The organism is Paenibacillus sanfengchensis, from assembly GCF_036864765.1.
Taxonomy (GTDB): domain Bacteria; phylum Bacillota; class Bacilli; order Paenibacillales; family Paenibacillaceae; genus Fontibacillus; species Fontibacillus sanfengchensis.
Map to the genome: position 1 here is coordinate 24,814 of NZ_JBAGJC010000006.1, position 20,051 is coordinate 44,864.

Sequence of the window (20,051 nt, forward strand, 5' to 3'; positions counted from 1 at the left end):
TTTTGCTTGTCATTTCGAGGCTAGTCGCTTGATCGCTTCTCTCGCCAACAGATCGCAATGGTTATTGAGTTCGTTGTCGCTATGGCCCTTGACTTTGACATATTCCACCTCATGAATTCCCATGAGGCGCCACAGTTCCTGCCACAGCTCCTTATTCTCCACCGGCTGGTTCTTGCTGTTCTTCCAGCCGTTCTTCAGCCAGCCGCGAATCCAGCCCTGCTGAAAGCAATTGACCACATAGGCCGAATCGCTGTACACCTTGACCCGGCAAGGCTCCTTCAATTGGCTGAGCGCCGAAATGACCGCCTGGATCTCCATCCGATTGTTGGTGGTCATCGGTTCTCCTCCCGACATTTCCTTCCGATGCCCGTTGTACAGGAGAACCGCTCCCCAACCGCCGGGACCGGGGTTGCCCGAACAGGCCCCATCGGTATAAATCATAATTTCCTTCAATCCCACAACCTCCAACGTTTCGGACTATAAACCGCGTATTTTGGTGATCGGCCAGAACACAAATTCCGCCCGGCCGACGATCCAGCTTTTCCGCACGCTCCCGAAATACCGGCTATCCTTGCTCTCTCCGGCATGACGGTTATCACCCAACACGAAATATTCTTCCTCTCCCAAGCTAACCGGAGACATCCCCTCGCCTTCGATCACCGTATCGGTATAAGGCTCATCCTGCACCTGTCCGTCAACGTACAGACGCCGTTCGCGAATTTCCACCGTTTGCCCCGGTCCGGCCACGACCCGTTTGACCAGAAATGGTTTTTTGTCCGGATCGGAACTCGGATCTTTCAGCACAACCACATCACCGGGCCTCGGGTCCGTGAAGCGGTAGACGATTTTATCGACGAAGAGCCGTTCACGTTCCCCCAGCGTAGGTTCCATCGACTGCCCCCGAACCATAGACAGATTAAACACGAATATATTCAAAATCACCATGACCACAAAGGCAATCAGCACGGTTTTCGTCCAATCCCAAAGCTCGGCAATCCAGCCCTGCGCGGGTTTTTCTTTGCCGGAAAACAGTCCCGCGCCTGCTTTCGGACGGTTTGTATCCTGATGGCTAGGTTTCATGGGTACACCTCGAGTTTCATGATAGCGGGTATTATCCCTTACATAATAGAAAAGCATATCGCGCACCCTTTTGCAACGGGTGGGAGATATGCTGAATTTCTGCAAAATATAACAGAACGATAAATGATCTTCTTTATCTGGTTCCCGACAGGGAGCTTACCGCAGCAATACCCAGTTTTTGAAATGCTTCCAGGAATTTGCTTGCGCCATAACCCATAGCCTCATAAAGAGGTGCGATCGCTTTATTGTGAGGATCTCCAGCGATCATGATTTGACGTACGTTGCGTTGTTGGAACTTTTGTTCCATCGCTGTGACTAGATTTTTGCCCACGCCTTGACGGCGATAATCCGGATGAACGGCAGTCCGGTAAATGAAGCCCGTATTTTGATCAATTGTCCCAATCAGCGTGCCTACAATTTCCCCATCCACTTCCGCGATCATGATCAAATCCGAATCCCAGGACAATTGTCTGGCAAACGCCCGCTTCGTGTCCTCATAGCAGTCTTCCATTAAAGCCACCTGCAAAAGCTCCATCACCTGATTAACATCACTCAACTGGAAGGAACGAATACGCATGCAATGATCTCCCTTTTCTCTGCATATGATAGATTCATGTAAAAAAGAGCGATGCATTTTTACATCAACCAAATAATTAAAACAAGACAAAAAACGAGAAAATACTGCTTCCTTGTCCATTAAACCATATAAATCTACGAAATACATCATTTTTCTTCTGAAAGCGCTTTATATTAAGCGTTTACATTATTTTTTTAATTATATTTTTCTATTAATGGAAATGAAAATACTATCAATGACATTGAATGCCAAATGTGAAAATGTTGTTTTGAATTTTACAATTCGTTTGTATTTACCGGGAAAGGGTAAGTGGTTAGAAAAGGAAGGAAAAAGGACGCTTTGCTGTTCGCGATGCATATTCCCCGCAATTGGCACCATAATACCTAGGGATACCCATCCGTACACAGCGTCCAAAACACCTTTTTTTCGTTGATTGGCATTTAGTAGGTGAACTGGCGAAACCATCAGGATCAGGAGGGATTCTTCATGTCCGACAAGTCCAGCGACAAGCAAAACGGGTTAACCAACGATCCGCAGGAACTGCTCAAAGCTAAGCATACGGCGGACAAGCAGAAGCAACAATTTACCAACTTCGCCCGCAACGTCAGCGGCGATACTCCAGCCGACCAAGGGCAAGTTTCGGCGGACAGCCATCATGAGCCCGATCAGCAGAACCATATGAAAGATACGGAAAACCGGATGATGTAATCTTAAGGAGTGCGAATGCCTGCGAACCTGCAGGCTTTTTTTCTTATCATGAGTATTCGAGCGCCGCCCCATTTCCAATTAGGACGAAATAGCCGCTATAGCGTCCGGTAGAACTTACGGTAGAAGTTCCGCTAGGGCCCCGCCCGGGCTTGGGTACGTTGCTCTCGACGGTTACTCTAAAGGACGTAATAGCTGCTATTTCGCGAAAAATAGCTCTTACAGAATTCTAACGGAAACAGTAGCGCCTATTGGGGCATCTTCCCGCCAAAACGGACTCATTTTGCCAAAATAGCCGCCCCTACGTCCGTTAGATTTCCAATTCCCCTTCAAAGGACGAAATAGCCGCTATAGCGTCCGGTAGAACTTACGGTAGAACTTACGGTAGAAATTCCCGCTAGGCCGCGTGCTTGGGCAAAGCGCTCCCCCGGACAACTCTAACGGACTTCCGGGGTCCAAAAGACCGCGGGCTTGGCCGAATTTACGGAGCTGACCAGCACACTTCAAGTCTACATGCTTGTCGAAAGAACATTAAGCCGTTCTTTCTCTTTAGGTATCCCATAAAGCTTGCTACGCTCACACTAAGAAAAAAACCGCGACACACCGCGGTTTTATGCTTGTAAAATCGGCATTATACGTCATACCAAATCACCTTCGAGGCCAAGTTACTTAGTTAAAAACGCCGCTTAATATCCGCAAAAATACATTGGGAAAAGCCAGGTCTTCCATATCCGCCTTACTGATCCAGCGATATTCTTCAAGCTCGCCGGGCGATGAGAGCGGGGATGTCGGTGGTGTCCGCACAAGCGGAAGAAACATCACCCCATCCTCCACCGCCGCCCCCGCTTCGGCAACGAACGGCAGGTCGGCAGCCTTGGCGGCGGATGCGGGCGGCGGATACGCGGCCCCGAAAGGCGAATCTGCCGCGGCCGAGAACCGGTATACGCGCAGATTCCAATGGATGTGACTGAACGTATGTTCCGCGTTCATCAGGAACCCTTCCGGCTGCGCGGGGAAGCCCGCCGCCGCCAGGGCCACGGCGAGCCGGTCCATCGCCGGCCCGTCCGGCAGGCCGGCGCCTTCACCGGCGTCCGCGGCGGCGGGGATGTGGGGCAGCTCCCACATCCGCGCAAGCAGCCCCGACGCCGGGCGCCGGCGGACGAGCACGCGGCCGGCGTGCTCCCCGTCGCCCTCGACGAGGGCGACGAGCCGGTACTCCGGCCGCGGCGGCTTCGCCTTGCTCTTCACCGGCAAGGCGTCCTCCGCGCCTTCCAGGCGCGCGGCACAGCGGGCCATGACCGGGCACACCAGGCATTGGGGCGACTTCGGCGTGCAGATCAACGCGCCGAGCTCCATGAGCGCCTGGTTGAAATCCGCGGCCCGCCCGCGCGGGATCAGGCTCGCGGCCAGCTCCTCCATCCGCGTGCGGGTCCCCGTCTTCATGATATCCTCCCGGATCAGGAAATACCGCGACAGCACCCGCATCACATTCCCGTCGACCGCCGGCTCCGGCTGGTTGAAGGCGATACTCAAAATCGCACCGGTCGTGTACGGTCCGACGCCTTTAAGGGCGGCGACCTCCGCCTTGACGGACGGCACCGTGCCGCCGTGCCGCTCCATGACCTGGCGAGCGGCCGCCTGCAGATTGCGGGCCCGGGAGTAGTAGCCGAGCCCTTCCCAGCATTTCAGGACATCTTCCTCCGGCGCTTCAGCCAAATCCTTGAGCGTCGGAAACCGTTCGATAAACCGCTGAAAATAGGGGATCACGGTATCCACTCTGGTTTGCTGCAGCATGATTTCCGATACCCAAATATAGTACGGGTCCCGATGCCTGCGCCAAGGCAAATCCCTTTTGGACCGTTCGTACCACCCCAAAAGCTCCGTGCCGAAATATTGTTTGTTTTCCACGCCTTCTATACTTTCTGTGTGTTCTATGTTTTCTTGCATTATGATCTCCTTTTAAGTCAAACGTTCCACTACGGCAAAGGCGGAAGCGAGCTGCCGCTCATGCGTAATGCTAAGATGGACGGCGTATTCCGCCGCGGACAACCCTAGCCGCAGCCAGGCCTCGTCCGAAAGCCTCACAGCCGGTTTTCCGCCGGCATCCGGCAGGATTTCCATATCTCCAAAGCCCAGCACCTTCCCGATGCCGCAGCCGAACGCTTTACTCACCGCTTCTTTCGCCGCGAACCGCCCGGACAAAAACTCCGCGGGCCGCGCCGCGCATCCGGGAAGCGCAAGTTCCCCGGGCGTGAGAATGCGGCTCTTCAGCTTCTCGCCGGCCGTGCCCGCAAGCATGCGCTGCACGCGTCCGATTTCCACTACATCATGACCAATGCCATAAATCAAGGCCAGTTCCTCGCTTCCACCATCATGGATTCAATAATCTGTATGCCAATCACATTGTAACAGGGAAGCTCCCGGGATGCGAGTCCTCTCCCGGCTTCCATACAGTCCCGTGCCTGCCCCGTGCGCCGCTCTGCGGCCACTTCGGGCCTTCGCCGGTTCGCCTATGGTATAATCAGGAAAGGTACATTTTGGATGAAAGGACGGATAGCGATGCCAACCGATTTTCAAATTCCGCTGGAAGACGGTCATGTACTGCAGTGTACCCGGTTCCCGGCACAGGAGCGAAACGAGGACACTTCGCTGGTCATCATGGCCCACGGCTATAAAGGTTTTAAGGATTGGGGGATGTTTCCTCCCGCAGCCGAGTATCTCAGCCGCTTCCATGAAGTCGTGACCTTCAACTTTTCACATAATGGGATCGGAGACGTCAAGGACGAGTTTACGGAGTTGGGCAAGTTTGCCGTCAATACTTATGACCGGGAATTGAAGGATTTGAAGGCACTTGCGGCGGCAATGACGGCTGATCCTATGTTCGCCGGACTCCCGCTATATTTTCTGGGGCACAGCCGGGGAGCCGGCGTTTGTCTGATCCATGCGCTGGATCATCCGGGGCAGGTTCGCGGCGTCATTTCCTGGAACGGAATCACGAACCTCGACCTTTTCAGTGAAGAGCAAAAGAAAGAGATGCGGGAGCACGGACGCAGCTATGTGGTAAACGGCCGCACGGGGCAGCGCATGCCTCTCGATATGATCATTTTGGAGGACTTGGAGCGGCAGCGGGAGCGCTACGATCTTTTGGGCCGGATGGCCAAGGCGGACGGCACGGAATTCAAGCCCATCCTGATTCAAGGCACGGAGGATGGCGCTCATTTGCGAAAGGGCTCGGCCGAACTGGTCAAGCTCCGCTCCGATATTCCATGGATGCAGATTCCCGGGGGAAACCACACCTTCGGGACGGTGCATCCTTTCACCGGTATAACTGGACCCTTGGAAGCCGCTTTGCGGGTTACGCTCGATTTCATTGCGGAGACGAACGCGGGACGCTCCATTACTCCGTTAACCGGAAAGCAAGAATGATCAAATTTAATAAATTCCTATCCTCTATACTTAACCCATAGACCGGTCTGGAGGAAGTTCATGAACCAAATGGATGTTATTCGCAAAAGCATCGAATATATCGAGGCGCGGCTCGATGCGGATTTGACCTTAAAAGGAGTGGCTTCGGCCATGCATTACTCGGAATACCATTTTCATCGTACCTTTCTCTATGTGGTCGGTGAAACGGTGACCTCGTATATCCGCAAACGCCGCCTGTCCAAAGCCGCCGAGCTGTTGGCCGGCAGCGATTCGAAACTGCTCGATATCGCCCTGGAGTGCGGGTTTCATTCGCACGCGGCCTTTACGAGGGCATTCCGGAGAATGTATGGCATTTTACCGACAGCCTGCCGACGTCATGGTCAGCCTCCGTTTTTGTATCCCAAAGCCGAGTTCGCCGATCTTTGTAGCGATGCCCAAAATTATGGGAAATGGGGAGATTATGCTATGGAATATCGGATTGAGACTTGCCCTGAAATGAGAATTATCGGTTACTCGATTAAAACAAACACCGTGGACGGAGAAAACAGCCGTGATATTCCGGCATTTTGGCAAAAGTATATGGAAGAACGTTTAGGGGAGCGCGTGCCCGGCAAAAAACGTCCGGATGTCGAGCTTGGCCTCTGCACCGCGTATGAGGAGGATGGATCCTTCCACTATATTATAGGATTTGAAGTGGAGGAAACGACCCAACTACCCGATGGGATGTTCGAGTACAGAGTGCCCGAAGCCCAGTACGCCATCTTCACCACCCCGCCGGCCAACGAAGAAGAGTTCATCGAATCCATTCAGCAAACCTGGAACAAAATTTTTGCCGAATGGTTCCAAAGTTCAGGCTACGAGCAGGCGTACGGCCCGGACTTTGAATGGTACGATCAACGCTGCTGGCCGAAGGAAGGCAAGCGGATCGACATCTACATCCCCGTTCAGCCCGCCGCATCCGCTTAAAAAGCTTCTGAAAAGCCCGACCCTCGTGATAAAAGGGGGCGGGTTTTCTTTTTACGAAAATTAACGGGATTTCCTCCAGGTAAATCCTCTCGTTCGGCCCTCGTGGTCTCATTTACCTGGAATTCCTCCTGCTAATCCGGGCGATTCTCCGCGTTTCCGTCCTTTTGCCCAATTTTAGCTGGAGGTTTTCCAGGTAATTCTCAATTTACCGGCCGAACCGGCCAATTACCTGGAGTTTTTCCCGTTAATCGATCCGCGGGCGGCGCGGTGCGCCCCATACCACCGACCTCTCCCCTCAACAAACCAAAGAAGGGCTTCTCCCGAAAGCAGTCCTGTCTGCCTCGGAAGAAGCCCTCCGTTTTATTATTCGTAACGAAGCGATTCGATCGGGTGCAGCTTGGACGCTTTGTTCGCCGGGTAAAGTCCGAAAAAGATGCCGACCGCGGCCGAAAAGCCGAAGGCGAGCAAAATCGCCCAAATCGATACCACAAAGGGCCAACCGGATATGAGTGCGAACGCGTATGCCGCGAGCAAACCGAGCAGCGCCCCCACTGTGCCGCCCAAAAATGAAAGTATGACGGCTTCAATCATGAATTGAAGCATGATCGTGCCCGGGGTGGCCCCAATGGCCTTCCGGATCCCGATTTCCCTCGTGCGCTCGGTCACCGAGACGAGCATGATGTTCATGACGCCGATCCCTCCGACCAGCAAGGAAATGCCGGCAATTGATCCGATGATCGTCTGCAGGATGGAGAAGGTGCTGGACACCATCTTTTCCGCATCCTTGCCCGTTTGGGCCAGGTACGAATCAGGCTCCACATTTTTACGGTCGGCCAGCCATTTTTTGAGCATGTCGATGGTTTCATCTATATGGTCTGGCGACGAAGCGACGATATCCAGCGATCCAAGGTGGTCGCTATCCGTCTTCTCGTCGCCGAAAGTGATCGCCGTAATCGGCGCATAACCGGAGTAGCTTTCTCCCTGCATCCCGCTCATGATACTCTCCTCCGCCTTGTAGACGCCGACAATGCGAAACCTGTCATTCCCCAGAACAAATCTGCGGCCGACGGCCCCTTTCGCCGAACCAAACGCCTTCTCCGCAAACTTCAAGTCAACCACCATCACTTTCTGGCGGCCTCTTTCTTCCTGTGCGTTAAAGAATCTCCCGGCCTCCAGTTCAATCTTTGTTATTTTCGGCATGACCGAAGTCGTCATCGTGACATTGAACTGGAACTTCTCCTGCTTCAGCTTGGTCGTCGAACCGTAGCCCAGCGAAGACGAAACGTAGCGAATCCCCGAGAGTTTGCGGATTTCCGCCATATCGCGCTGACGGAACTCCGCTTTCTCCAGATTGCTCTCGTCGCTGTAATTCGGATAGATGGAAAAGTACCCTTCCTCATAGTTGGATACCATTGAGATAATGGAAGTCTGCCCCGCCTGGCCGATTGAGACGACGGTCACCACCGCGGCAACCCCGAACACAATCCCGATCATCGTCAGAAAAGAGCGAAGCTTGTTCATTCGCAGATTATCCAGAGCGACCAGGATGCTCTCCCAAATGCTCACGGGCGGTCACTTCCTTTACGGGTATCCTTCAGCAGTTTGCCGTCTCCGAACAGCAGCACGCGATCCGCGTGCTCCGCAATATCCGGCTCGTGCGTGACAAGGACGATCGTCGTCCCTTCCCGGTGGATCTCCTTGAACAAAGCCATAATCTCGTGGGAAGATTTCGTATCCAGATTCCCGGTCGGCTCGTCCGCCAGCAGGATCGGGGCTTCCATCGTCAGCGCTCTGGCAATGGCCACCCGCTGCTTTTGTCCCCCGGACAGCTCGGTCGGACGGTGTTTGACCCTTTCCTTCAGGCCGACCTTTTCCAGCAGCTCCAGCGCCCGTACCTGGCGCTTCTCCCGGGGAATGCCGGCGTACATCATCGGCAGCGTCACATTTTGCAGCACCGTTTGCCTCCCGAGAAGGTTAAAGCTCTGAAATACGAAACCGATCTTCCTGTTCCGGACCCGGGCCAAGTCATCCTCATTCAGGGTATGTACCTCTTCTCCGTCCAAAATATAGCTGCCCGAGGTCGGCACATCGAGACAGCCGATAATGTTCATCAAGGTCGATTTCCCCGAGCCGGAGGTCCCCATGATCGCTACGAAGTCCCCGCGGTCCACCTGCAGACTGATCTTGCTCAGTGCTTCGACTTCCAGCGGTCCATTCTTATAAACTTTGGTGATATCCTTGAGCGTAATCATTGTACAGTCACCTTATCGCCGTCCTTCAGCGATTCCAAGCCTTCCACGACCACCGGATCTCCCTTGGCTACGCCCTTTGTGATCTCGATCTGCTCATCGCCTTCCTTGCCGGTCTGAACGGGAACCTTCACCGCCTTGCCGCCCTGCACTGTGAAGACGTAAGCCTGGTCGCCTTCGTGTTGCACCGCGCTGATCTGGGCGAGCAGCCGGGGCTTGTCCGGAATTTTCATCGCCACCGTCACGCCATACCCGGGCCGGAGTTCGGCGGCTTTGCTCGATAAACGCACCGTCATCTCCACGGTGGCGTCCTTGGACGTCGCTTCCACGATTTTGGCGGTCGGCGCCAAATAGTCCACGACGCCCTCATAAGTGCCGGATATCGATTCGCCGGTAACAACCGCCTTCATGCCCACCGCCGCTTTTCCGGCATCCAGTTCGTTCAAATTGGCACGGACCTTGAAGCCGGAGAGATCCGAGATTTGGGCGATCTCGCCCCCCTCCGCGATCATTTGCCCGGCATCCGCCGTCAGGGTGGTGATCACGCCGTCCGCCGGAGCATAAACTGCGCTGTTCGCCAGCTTGTCCTCCAGGGAAGCGATCGTCAGCTTGCTGCTCTTGATGCGCAAATCGAACGAGGTGAGATCCAACTCCTCAACGTCTTGGTTGGGATCTTCGCTCACCGATTTCTTGAAAGCTTCGAAGTGCTGTTTCTTAGCCTGAAGCCGCTCCGATTCGGCTTGTTCCAGACTTAGGCGCTCCTTGGCCAATTGCTCCCGAATGCCGTCCTGCTTGAGCGTCAGCAGCACCTGCCCTTTGCTCACGGTATCCCCCGCCTTGATTCGAAGTTCCCCGACAATACCGCTCACCGGGGAGTAGAGCTTGGTCGTCTTCTCCGGTTCCAGCTTGCCGTTCGTGTAAATCTCCTCGATGATTTCCCCTTCGGTGACCTCCGCGGTTTTAACGACGAGCGCGCGGTTCATATTTACGAGATTTACACCGACCAGACCTATGACGACAATCCCCAGCAATACTCCGATGATCCATTTTCTTTTCGACACTTCCATCACCTATCCTGTTATCTTGGTCGATTAAACGAGCAGCAGCGAACCTAGCGAAAATACCAGCCAAGCGGCGACAATCCAGATACCCACCTTTTTCCGCGGACGTTTCATCATGACCGAAGCCCCGACGACGTAAAGGAAAAGTCCCCAGATAACGAACGGGTTCGCCAGTGACAAAAGATAGTACAGCTTGCTCGTTTTATCCGTAACAAAAACGGCGAGACTGAGGCTGAACGCCGTGGTCGACTGTGCGCCCGTCGCCATCAACATGATTCCCGTAATCAATCCGCCCAGCAAGCCCGGCAGAACCGAAAAGGAGGCGGCCGTTACCAACTGCATAAATTTGGCCTCTCCGCGAACGATCAGATTCAACAACATAAACAACAGCGCAATGATAAATACGCTCGCGGCCGCGCTAATCGGAGCCATGATCAGCGACGTGACTTTGGTGCCCGCAATAAAAGCATCGTATGTACTCGGGTCCAATTGCGTAGTCTTGCGCAGACTTTCATACATCGTGGCCTCCATCGCCGGAAGCTGCAAATAAATCACCACTGCCGATAAAACAACCAGCAGGACAAACGGAAGAATCCAGGCCGTTTTACTCTCCCGGGCCCTCTGGAATGTAGCCTCCGGAGCTACAAAAATGGTGAACAAGTTTTTCAAACTGATCTCCCTCCCAATTTTTCAATCTTAAACCCTCTCTGCAACTATGTAAAAAAACAAGCAGTCACTATTTATACGCCTTTACATGTGGAAAGATTCACTAAACTTTTGTCGTATTCCCGAATTCCAGGCATTCGGCTACAAAAAAAGGACTGCCTCCAAGGGCTGCCCATTCATGTTGTAGCCTGTCCGATTCCCCGGGATGAGACTGCGCTTATGAACCTCTTACCTAAAGTAAATATGTAAAACGCCCCTGCCGGTATGAATATCTCGAACCGGCAGGGACGTTTGGTCACAAACTAAATTAGCTTCATCAAGAATTAACGGCAAAAGCGGTCAAAAGCGCTGGTCAAATCCGCGGCGATTTCCTCGGCGGAACGATCCTCAATTTGATGACGCTCAATAAAATGAACGAGCTCTCCGTCCTTCATCAGGGCGATCGACGGCGAGGAGGGCGGATAAGGCGCAAAATACTCGCGTGCCTTGGCCGTAGCTTCCTTATCCTGACCGGCAAAGACGGTATAAAGATGATCCGGCGTCAAATCGTGCTGCAGTGCTTTGGCAACGCCAGGACGGCATTGGCCTGCGGCGCATCCGCATACTGAATTGACAACGACAAGCGCCGTGCCTTTAGCCGTCGGCAGAGCGTTCTCCACTTCCTCGGGCGTGCGCAGTTCCTGAATCCCGAGGGAAGTTAACTCATCGCGCATCGGTTGAATCATGTCTCTCATATATTGATCAAATGACATGGACATCGGTTGTCTCACTCCTTATGTTTAGAAACTTGGCTTGCGGCGGAAACGGTTATGTCTCGGCGTTCACACTATCTTCAATTATACATTCATAAGAAAAAAGAAAGCAAATGAATCGGGAATTTCATTATTCCGCGGCAACCGGAATTTCGCCTTGGGATTCGTGCAAACGTTCGTTAAAAGGAAACAGGACGGTAAACGTCGTCCCTTTCCCTTCCTCCGACTGCACGCTGATTTTGCCGCTGTGGCGTTCCATGATGCTTAGGCATAAGGAAAGGCCGAGCCCCGTTCCCTGCGCCTTGGTGGTGAAGAACGGCTCAAACAGCCGTTCCTGCTGAGCCGGCGGGATGCCCGGCCCCGTATCTCTGACATACAGAGCGACGCCATCGGCGACACACCGGGTTTCGAGCATAAGCTGGCCCTTCTCCGGCATTGCTTCCATTCCGTTCCGTCCCAAATTCAGAATGAGCTGCTTGATCTCCTTCGGATTCAGCATAAGCCGGGGCACGGCTTCATCCAGCTTGACTTCGATGCTTTGCCCCCTGAGATTGGCGTCCGCCCAAAGCAGCGGGGTCAATTCCCGGATAATATCGTGAAGATCGCAGAGCTCCATCTGTACCGGGCGGTTCTGGGCGAGCGCCAAAAAGTCGTTAATAATACTGTTGGCCCGATCCAGCTCCTCCATCACGATCCGGTAATAATGGTCCAGCGACGAAGGGCTCTTCTCCCGCATCAACTGCAGAAATCCGCGGACCACAGCCATGGGATTGCGGATTTCATGGGTGATTCCCGCCGCCATCTGTCCGACAAGGCTTAACCGCTCGACATGATTCAGTTCCTTGCGAAACGTCTCGAGCTCCGTAATGTCCTGAATGATCAAAACGGCTCCGATCGTTTCATTGGTACTGCCTTTTTTGATCGGGGCCGTACTGGTAAAATAGATTTGATCCCCGCTTTGCAGCAGTTCGCTGGACTTCTCGTTTCCCTTCAAGGTCTGGACCGCCCGGGGAAGCAGCATCTCAAACCGGATGTCGGACAGCACCTTGTCCAGCTTGTGCTTGACGAGGTTTTCGCGGCTTATGCCGGGATGGCGCCAACGGTACAATTGAAGGAAAGATTCATTGACCGCCATAATATCTCCCTGGCGGTCGAGCAGAATAATGCTGAGCGGAGCGGCATCCAGGCTTTGCTGCAGCTTTTCCGCTTCGCTGAAATAACTGCGGGACAACTGGAGAACCTGAAGACGCAGCTTTTCTTTTTCAAGCGTATGTTCGATCATGTATACAAATAAAACCCCGATCAACAGCGTTGCCAGGATGTTCATCAAGGCAGCCGACAAGGAAAACGGATCGGTCGGAAACGTCTCCGCTCCGCTGATGAACGGCGACGATGTGATCATCACTTCGCCGGCGACGAAAAAAAAGGAGAGCATAGCGATCTTTCCGCGTCGGTCGGTCTTGTTAAAGCGATTCGAGCTTAAGAGAACCAAAGGGTAGAGAAGGACGCCTGTCTCTAAAATTAAATCCGGTAAAGCGAAGTTTAATGCAAATAAAGGATACAGAATCAACTGAAGCAATCCCAAAGCCACCCCGTCGCGCAGCCTGCCGTAAAACATCAAGGCGAACAACGGAAGAATTCCATAGTTGAGCGGTATATCGCCCCATAATCGGGTGGAAAAAATCAGGCATAGCAGCATACTTAACGTACAAGTGAACAGAAGTTCGGCGGCATAGGGATACTTGCGGATTTCTCCCTCCGCATCGCCCGGGGACGTGCCTTTCATCCCATAGGTCAGCGGGAACAAAAAGGCCGGCAAACCGGCGATCAGCATCTGCAGCAAAATTTCCTTTATCTCCCCCATCTTCTCCCTCCTCTGGCGGAAGAAATCGTTCTCATTCTCGATTAAATCACAGGCGACAAAGTTTTACAATATTTCTTGTTTTAGAGAGCTTATAAAGTTCTTTTTTGTAGAAAAAGTACAAATAATTATCCACGCGAAGGAGTTTACAACCATGAAAAGTTACGATGTGATCGTGATCGGAGGCGGACCTTCGGGCCTTATGGCCTCGATTGCCGCCGCGGAGCAAGGAGCTCGGACGGCTTTGCTCGATAAAGGGGACAAGCTGGGGCGGAAGCTGGGGATATCCGGCGGAGGACGCTGCAATGTGACCAACGCCAAAGAGATCGATGATCTGATCACCTATATCCCCGGCGGAGGCCGATTTCTTCATAGCGCATTCTCTATGTTCAGCAACCGGGATATTATCGTTTTTTTCGAAAAACTTGGGATCGCTTTAAAAGAGGAGGATAACGGAAGAATGTTTCCGGTGTCCGACAAAGCCAAAACGGTCGTCGACGCCCTGGTCGGCAAGGCCAGAACAATGGGCGTTCAATTGTTGACGCATCATCCCGTTCAGGAACTGGTGTACGGACCGGAAGGAGTCGAGGGCGTGAAGCTGGCAAACGGAGAGCGGTTCGGCGCCAAATCAGTTATCGTGGCGACCGGTGGCAAATCGGTGCCGCATACGGGTTCCACCGGGGACGGATACCCTTGGGCCCAGGCGGCCGGCCACACGATTACCGAGCTGTACCCGACCGAGGTGCCTCTGGTATCCAAGGAGCCGTTCATCGCCAGCCGGGAGCTGCAGGGACTTTCCCTTCGCGATGTCAAACTGTCCGTGCTTGACCCGAAAGGCAAAACCGTCGTGTCTCACCGGGGGGATATGATCTTCACCCACTTCGGGCTATCGGGCCCGATCGCTCTCAGATGCAGCGGGTTTATCCGCGGCGTCAAAAAGAAACACGGCGTCGCTGAAGTAACGATGGCGCTGAACCTTTTTCCCGACAAATCCGCGGGAAGTCTGGATGAGCATCTGCGCCGGCTGGCCGCGGCCGAGCCGAAAAAGGCGCTGAAGAACGTGCTGAAAAGCACAATCCCCGAGCGCCTGCTTCCGCTATTGTTCGAAAGGGCCGGACTCGCCGGCGATACGACGTATGAACATCTCCCTAGGGAACCTTGGACGGCGTTTGTGGCGACGGCGCTGAACTTTCAGATCCGGGTGACGGGGACCCGTCCGTTTGAAGAAGCGTTCGTCACCGGCGGGGGCGTACACCTGAAGGAGATTCATCCGAAATCGATGGAATCGAAACTGATGCCGGGGCTGTTTTTTTGCGGCGAGGTATTGGACATCCACGGGTACACCGGGGGGTATAATATCACCGCGGCCTTTGCCACCGGCTATACGGCCGGCCACCATGCCGGCTTGTCCGCACTTGGAGAGCGGCAGGATTAGCTGCCGGACCTCCGCCGCCGGCCGAGCGTGAACAGCGCCGACAACGAGGCGGCGGCCCGGGCCAGGATCAGGGCTGCCGGAATCCCGGCGATGACGCCCCACCAGTCGTGAAACAGAGAGGCGCACAGCACGCAAGTAAGCAGCACCGTCCCAGGATAAAGAAGCAGCCGCAGGGAGAGCGGAGCAGCCTTGTACTCCGTTTCTTCGGGCAGCGGCAGCAAAGGCATCAGCCCCTTGGCGAAGAACGCCTGCCGGTGGCCGTTCAGCCAATAGGCGAACAGCAGCAGCAGAGCGCCGTATACGATCAGGTTGACCGGGTAGGACGGAAACCAGACCGCCGCGCTGCCGTACAAGACGAATTGCGCATACAGCCTCCATTCCGGCCCCCGGAAAAAGGCTTTGAAGATCGATTCGGCGATCACGGCTTCCGGCCGGTTCTTGCGCAGCAACCGCCCTCCCCGGCGGAACAGCCAAGGCCGGGAACGGACCGCGGGCGGCCTGTCCATGGCTCCCGCCAGCAGCAGACCTGTGAGCACCGTTCTCCGGCGCTCATCCTCCCGCACCTCCGCCTCGAATCTGCCATGGAGGCGAAAGCGCGTTTCGGCAAGAAGAACGGTCAGCAGAACGCAGGAGGCGAGCACCGCAGCAGAGACAAACGCGTTCCCCGCCCCCATAACCAGCCAAGAAGCAAAGCCTGCGCCGAGCAGAGTAAACGCAGCCGAGCTGCAGACGATGCGCCGCCAACCTGTCCATTTTATCTGAATCAGGTTCTGCAGGAACAAATGAACGGCTTTTACCCCGCAGGCGACGGCAAAAATATGGAAGATCTCCCGCGTCTCCAGGCCATGGACCCGGACGAGTACGGGAGCGATCAAGGCCAGCGCCGCCCCGATCGTCGCGAAATGGACAATCAATCCGGCCCAGGCGCCTCTCCGCATCACTCCGCGGATCCATTCCGGGCGCTGCTTCAGGAAGAGCACATCCGCCGCTTCAATGAAAAGAACCAGGCCTCCCGTTGCATAGATGACCAGCAGCAAATAAGCAGGCAATACGTTAAAAGGAAGCTGGAGGAGCCAGGCGGGCAGCGCTTCACGCCATAGGCCGTAATAAACCCGCCCGAACAGAAGCAAACCCGGGATTCCGATATACAGCAGGACGATGCCGTCAAACACGGACCAAAGCATGGCGATCTGTTTCCTCCAATGATCCGCCCACCTGCGAAGAAACAAGCGCCTTACCGTCATTTGTGAAGTAATCTCAATCATCGGCGCCTTCCCCCTCACGTCAGCACATCGAAGCAGTCGAATAAAGGAGCGTCCGGCAGTCCGGCGGCAAGGCGGATATCCTGCAGCATCCCCTTGGCGGCCACTCTGCCCTCGGACATCAGGATGAAGTCGTCGCAGATCCGTTCGGCCGTATCGAGAACATGCGTGCACATCAATACTCCGGCCCCTCTGCTCCGCTCCTCCTCCAGCAGGCCGAGAAAATCCTTCGTCGCTCTTGGATCCAGCCCGATAAAGGGTTCATCGACGATATAAACCTCCGGTTTCAGCAAAAAACCGATCATCAGCATCATCTTCTGCCGCATCCCTTTGGAAAATCCCCCCGGCAATTGGTTCCGCACACCGGTCATCCTGAATTTCTCAAGCAGTTCGCTGCCGCTTCGCTCGAATTCCGCTTTATCCATCCCGTAAACCGCGGCCGCCAGGCTCAGATGTTCCCAGAGTGTCAACGTGTCATAAAAAACCGGATGCTCCGGCACATAAGCGTATTTGCCGTGTCCGGCGGCAAACTGTACATTAGCCTTAATCTCGGGGATCAGACCGAGGATCGCTTTCAACGTCGTACTTTTTCCCGCCCCGTTCGGCCCGATCAGCCCGGTCAATTTCCCGGGCCGTACCTCCAGGGACACTTGCTCGATTTTTGGGTTGCCCGCCTCGTAACCGGCTTCCTCAATTTCTACCCGCAACAATGGCTCCATGCTTTTCCCCGCTCTTTCTTCATGTAATGTCTTTACTTATACGTCCGGGGAGAAGCCAGGTTTCATCATCAAGCCCCGGCAGCCTGCTGCGCGGAAGTCCGATCCCGCTTCATAATCAGAGATTTGAAGAGGAGAAGAAGAAGGGCCAGCAAGACCATAAGCCCTCCCGACAAAATAAAGGCGGGAGCGGGGCCAAAAGCGGTAACGATGTAGCCTCCAAACATCGGCCCCACGACAGCGGCGGCGGAAGTCACGCTCGTTACGGTCCCGAACACCCGTCCGGTCAGCGATTCCGGCGTCCGCTGCTGGAGCGTCACCTGAAACGGGATGAAGACTAAACCGGCTCCGGTCCCGGCGAGGAAATATAGGGCCAGCATCCAGGCATGGCCGGCAGTGACGAGCAAGCCGCTTGTGGCAAGGTATCCCGCTCCGGCAAAAACAGCCCCGAGCAGTACGCCGCCCGTCCCCATCTTCGCAAGGGGCGTGCAGCGGCGCAGCAGGCCGTTTATGCCTGCGGCCGCCAGGGTTCCAAACCCGCTGAGCGCAATGCACCAGCCCAGCATTTCTTCCGGCATTCCCGGAATTTCCCGGAACAATACGACCGTCTGAGAATCCGCGACCTGGAGGATCAGGAGGGCCATCGCCAGCATCAGCAGACCAAAAGCGACCAGCGGGATGCGGGCGATGGCCTTCAAGCCTTCGGCCAGTTCTCCCCAGAAGCCGGGCTTCTCCCCCGGATTTTCCATTCCCGCGGCGGTGCCGGTTACCGCCCTTTTACCGGGAACGGCGAGCAAAATCAAGGCGGACAAGAGGAAGGAAGCCGCATCGATCAGAAAACAGGAGACGATGCCAAAGGCAGCGGTCAGCATACCGCCGAGCGCGGGCCCGATGATTTTGCTCCCCTGCTCGATGATGGCGCTGTAGGAGACGGCTTTTTCCATATGTTCCGGGGCCACCACTTCCTTGATCTTTCCGTTTTTGGCCGGCGAAAAAAGCACATCGAATACGCTCTTGGCGATCAACAATATCCAGGCCTGCCAGAGTTCCGTCACAAACACAAGGCCTAGGACGACAAAGAAGCGGGCGATGTCCGAAACGATCATCAGTTTCTTGCGTTCCAGGCGGTCGGCCAGCACGCCGGCGGCCGGGCCTCCCAAGAGCATCGGCAGCAGCATGCAGAGCATGGTGGCCGTAATTTGCCACGGCGTGGCCTCCCATTTTAATCCGATCATCGTCAGCAAGGCCAAAATATGCAGCCAGTCCCCCAGATTGGAGATCAGCTGAGATCCCATTAAGGCCAGGTACGCCCTGTTTTGCAGGAGTCCACCCTTGGCCCCCGTTTGCGCTTGCGGTTGTTTCATAACATATCCCACCTGTTCTTTTATTTACGAGATTTATCATATAAGAACAGACGCGATATTCCCTCCTCCGACCGCCGGATTTACGGGTGTTCTTGGGGAATGAATTTTACTCGGTCCCGGGACGGAGACTTGCTTCAGTTAGACAAAAAATTAAATCTGCAAATTGTGATAAATTATATTTTTTTCATTCCGGCGGGTGTTCTAAGATAGCAGTGACACTGACTTCAAATCACTTCGATATTTCGAAAAAATAGAATAAGGCGGGATGAACATGTTGAAAACCGAGGAACGCGGAACCGATTTGTCTTTGCATCTCTACCGGGTCTTTGCCAAATCGTTCAAAAGCGTCAATGAACATGCCGTAACGGGAAGTAAAATCCAAGGGTTTAATCCGACGGCTTTTGCCGTACTGGAAGTGCTTTATTACAAAGGAGCCCAGCCGATTCAGCAAATCGGCGCCAAGCTGCTCCTGCAAAGCGGAAATGTCACTTACGTCATCGACAAGCTCGAGTCGGCCGGGTACTTGCACCGCACGCCTTGCCCGCGGGACCGCCGCGTTATATTCGCGGAGCTGACGCCGAAAGGTCGGGAAATGATGGACCAGCTGTATCCGGAGTTTTCGGAACGGATCGACCATGCGCTCAGCGGTTTGAATGAAGAAGAGAAGCAGATCATGATCGAATTGTTGAAAAAAATGGGCCGCGAAGCGGAAAAATTAGCCCCGCTCCCCCGCAAGTAAGGAAATCGACAATTGCGCTTCAACCGAGGAGAACACTCCTTGTTGGGGCGCAATTTTTTTGTGCCTGGCGTCAAGCGGGCAGGGCTGTAGGAAAGATGCAAATCTGCAGGAATTTCGGCCAGTCGGAGGGACATGATTTAAAAAAGATGCGAAAGTGCAGGAATTTTCTCGGATTCAGGGGGTAAGGGGATTTTAGGAATAAAAACCTGCAGTTTTGCAGGAATTTTTAACTATCGGCCTTATCCGGCGAAAAAGCCTGCAGTTTTGCAGGAATTCACAGCTGCGCCGTTTAAGGCCCTTATTCACTTGCCCTACTTTTAAAGAGGAGCTGGCCGCTGACAAACTTGCTTCTGATTAAATTGCTTAATACAACGCTATATAAGTTGAACTAAAGAATTAGCAATCGGCAAGAGTGTGAAATGATTCTGGAGAAGCGTAGCGCTTGCCTTTGTGACTGGATTTCTACCTTAATAAATTTAATTAAGAAATCTGGGAGCAACAGCGATCGGAAGAACATTTCACACGGCTGCCTTACATGCAAATCAATAGTTCATCTTATATAGTGCAGCTGCGGACAAAAAACAGGCCGCCCCTTGGGGCAGCCTGTGTTGTAATCCGATATCCGCTTAGTGAGTAGGATCCATATCTTTGGCCTTGTGATGATGGCGGGCATCCGCATGCTTCTGGTCGTTAATATCCTGCTGCATCTGCTGCGCTTCCTGGCTGTTGACCGGGGAGCGGTCCAAATCCTGAACGACATTGCTCAAATTCTTGTCGGCGGATCCTTTGACACGCGTCATTCGGCTGTCCTCGCTTTCCTATGTCGATTTGGTGAGCCGTTGGAGAGCTTGCGCACATTCATGAAGATGACGGACATAGTCCGAAGTCATCTCCTGGATTTTTTCGTTCCGCTCATTGACGGTCTGCCCGTCCTTCTCCACATCGACCAATTCCACGCGGACCTCACGTTGGTCCATGTAAGAACATTCAAAATCAAAAGAGTAAAACTGCCGTCCCGCCGCATCGATATGAATCCGCAGCCCTTGCGGGTTCCCGAGGTCCGCCTCCACCCGGGCCGAATCTCCCGGGTTCAAATATTCCGGCAGTTGCCGCCGCCAGGCATGGACAAGCGAGCTTTGGTCCAGGGTCAATTCCTCATTCATGCTAACACCTCCCCTTTCCCGTTATGGTG

At 54.2% G+C, this 20,051-nt stretch carries 21 protein-coding genes; 5 read left to right on the forward strand and 16 right to left on the reverse strand.

Features of this window, described 5'->3' with window-relative positions:
* Positions 1-9: 9 nt before the first annotated feature.
* From rnhA to V4U84_RS14475, 3 genes are all read right to left on the reverse strand, one after another.
* Complete coding sequence (gene rnhA, locus V4U84_RS14465; RefSeq protein WP_213508480.1) at positions 10-453, reverse strand: ribonuclease HI; 444 nt, start codon at positions 451-453, stop codon at positions 10-12.
* A gap of 24 nt (positions 454-477) precedes the next feature.
* Positions 478-1,080 (reverse strand): signal peptidase I, encoded by a 603-nt coding sequence (gene lepB, locus V4U84_RS14470; protein WP_334074695.1) that lies wholly within the window; start codon positions 1,078-1,080, stop codon positions 478-480.
* A 133-nt stretch (positions 1,081-1,213) separates the two neighbouring features.
* On the reverse strand, positions 1,214-1,657 hold the full coding sequence (locus V4U84_RS14475; RefSeq protein ID WP_334074920.1) for a GNAT family N-acetyltransferase: 444 nt from the start codon (positions 1,655-1,657) through the stop codon (positions 1,214-1,216).
* A gap of 486 nt (positions 1,658-2,143) precedes the next feature.
* On the opposite strand from V4U84_RS14475, the gene V4U84_RS14480 reads away from it, so the two are divergent.
* The gene (locus tag V4U84_RS14480) at positions 2,144-2,365 is read left to right on the forward strand and encodes a hypothetical protein (protein WP_334074696.1); all 222 of its coding nucleotides are present in this window, start codon (positions 2,144-2,146) and stop codon (positions 2,363-2,365) included.
* Positions 2,366-3,031: 666 nt separating this feature from the next.
* Here V4U84_RS14480 and mutY read toward each other — a convergent pair.
* A complete protein-coding gene (mutY, locus tag V4U84_RS14485) occupies positions 3,032-4,309 on the reverse strand; it encodes an A/G-specific adenine glycosylase (protein ID WP_334074697.1) in 1,278 nt (425 codons plus the stop codon).
* A gap of 12 nt (positions 4,310-4,321) precedes the next feature.
* Entirely contained in the window at positions 4,322-4,711 is a 390-nt protein-coding gene (gene acpS, locus V4U84_RS14490) for a holo-ACP synthase (RefSeq protein ID WP_334077432.1), read from the reverse strand.
* 210 nt (positions 4,712-4,921) lie between these two features.
* On the opposite strand from acpS, the gene V4U84_RS14495 reads away from it, so the two are divergent.
* Both V4U84_RS14495 and V4U84_RS14500 read left to right on the forward strand, forming a co-directional pair.
* Positions 4,922-5,788 carry an alpha/beta hydrolase family protein gene (locus V4U84_RS14495; protein WP_334077433.1) on the forward strand — a complete coding sequence of 289 codons (867 nt, stop codon included), beginning with the start codon at positions 4,922-4,924 and terminating at the stop codon, positions 5,786-5,788.
* Between the two features lie 60 nt (positions 5,789-5,848).
* A complete protein-coding gene (locus V4U84_RS14500) occupies positions 5,849-6,754 on the forward strand; it encodes an AraC family transcriptional regulator (RefSeq protein ID WP_334077434.1) in 906 nt (301 codons plus the stop codon).
* Between the two features lie 363 nt (positions 6,755-7,117).
* Here the strand turns inward: V4U84_RS14500 and V4U84_RS14505 are convergent, their stop codons facing one another.
* From V4U84_RS14505 to V4U84_RS14530, 6 genes are all read right to left on the reverse strand, one after another.
* Positions 7,118-8,320 carry an ABC transporter permease gene (locus tag V4U84_RS14505; protein WP_334074701.1) on the reverse strand — a complete coding sequence of 401 codons (1,203 nt, stop codon included), beginning with the start codon at positions 8,318-8,320 and terminating at the stop codon, positions 7,118-7,120.
* Positions 8,317-9,006, reverse strand: a complete 690-nt coding sequence (locus V4U84_RS14510) for an ABC transporter ATP-binding protein (protein ID WP_334074702.1) — start codon at positions 9,004-9,006, stop codon at positions 8,317-8,319. Before V4U84_RS14510 ends, V4U84_RS14505 begins: the two co-directional genes overlap by 4 nt.
* Positions 9,003-10,070: an efflux RND transporter periplasmic adaptor subunit gene (locus tag V4U84_RS14515; protein ID WP_334074703.1), complete on the reverse strand. Its 1,068-nt coding sequence runs from the start codon at positions 10,068-10,070 to the stop codon at positions 9,003-9,005. The genes V4U84_RS14510 and V4U84_RS14515 overlap by 4 nt, the downstream gene beginning before the upstream one ends.
* A gap of 24 nt (positions 10,071-10,094) precedes the next feature.
* Positions 10,095-10,733: a YIP1 family protein gene (locus V4U84_RS14520; protein WP_334074704.1), complete on the reverse strand. Its 639-nt coding sequence runs from the start codon at positions 10,731-10,733 to the stop codon at positions 10,095-10,097.
* 320 nt (positions 10,734-11,053) lie between these two features.
* Complete coding sequence (locus V4U84_RS14525; RefSeq protein ID WP_148455736.1) at positions 11,054-11,488, reverse strand: BrxA/BrxB family bacilliredoxin; 435 nt, start codon at positions 11,486-11,488, stop codon at positions 11,054-11,056.
* Positions 11,489-11,612: 124 nt separating this feature from the next.
* Positions 11,613-13,346 carry a two-component system sensor histidine kinase NtrB gene (locus tag V4U84_RS14530; protein ID WP_334074705.1) on the reverse strand — a complete coding sequence of 578 codons (1,734 nt, stop codon included), beginning with the start codon at positions 13,344-13,346 and terminating at the stop codon, positions 11,613-11,615.
* Positions 13,347-13,497: 151 nt separating this feature from the next.
* On the opposite strand from V4U84_RS14530, the gene V4U84_RS14535 reads away from it, so the two are divergent.
* On the forward strand, positions 13,498-14,778 hold the full coding sequence (locus V4U84_RS14535) for a BaiN/RdsA family NAD(P)/FAD-dependent oxidoreductase (RefSeq protein WP_334074706.1): 1,281 nt from the start codon (positions 13,498-13,500) through the stop codon (positions 14,776-14,778).
* On the opposite strand, the gene V4U84_RS14540 is transcribed toward V4U84_RS14535, so the two are convergent.
* The 3 genes from V4U84_RS14540 to V4U84_RS14550 all read right to left on the reverse strand — a co-directional run bounded on the left by V4U84_RS14540 (position 14,775) and on the right by V4U84_RS14550 (position 18,120).
* The gene (locus V4U84_RS14540) at positions 14,775-16,043 is read right to left on the reverse strand and encodes an ABC transporter permease (RefSeq protein WP_334074707.1); all 1,269 of its coding nucleotides are present in this window, start codon (positions 16,041-16,043) and stop codon (positions 14,775-14,777) included. The genes V4U84_RS14535 and V4U84_RS14540 overlap by 4 nt on opposite strands.
* Before the next feature lie 14 nt (positions 16,044-16,057).
* Positions 16,058-16,759, reverse strand: coding sequence for an ABC transporter ATP-binding protein (locus V4U84_RS14545; protein ID WP_334074708.1), 702 nt, complete (start codon positions 16,757-16,759; stop codon positions 16,058-16,060).
* Between the two features lie 68 nt (positions 16,760-16,827).
* A complete protein-coding gene (locus tag V4U84_RS14550; protein WP_334074709.1) occupies positions 16,828-18,120 on the reverse strand; it encodes an MFS transporter in 1,293 nt (430 codons plus the stop codon).
* 271 nt (positions 18,121-18,391) lie between these two features.
* Here V4U84_RS14550 and V4U84_RS14555 point away from each other — a divergent pair, with 271 nt between their 5' ends.
* Positions 18,392-18,859: a MarR family winged helix-turn-helix transcriptional regulator gene (locus tag V4U84_RS14555; RefSeq protein ID WP_334074921.1), complete on the forward strand. Its 468-nt coding sequence runs from the start codon at positions 18,392-18,394 to the stop codon at positions 18,857-18,859.
* Between the two features lie 626 nt (positions 18,860-19,485).
* Here V4U84_RS14555 and V4U84_RS14560 read toward each other — a convergent pair.
* Positions 19,486-19,659 carry a hypothetical protein gene (locus tag V4U84_RS14560; RefSeq protein ID WP_334074710.1) on the reverse strand — a complete coding sequence of 58 codons (174 nt, stop codon included), beginning with the start codon at positions 19,657-19,659 and terminating at the stop codon, positions 19,486-19,488.
* Positions 19,660-19,677: 18 nt separating this feature from the next.
* Positions 19,678-20,022 (reverse strand): hypothetical protein, encoded by a 345-nt coding sequence (locus V4U84_RS14565; RefSeq protein WP_334074711.1) that lies wholly within the window; start codon positions 20,020-20,022, stop codon positions 19,678-19,680.
* Positions 20,023-20,051 lie beyond the last annotated feature (29 nt).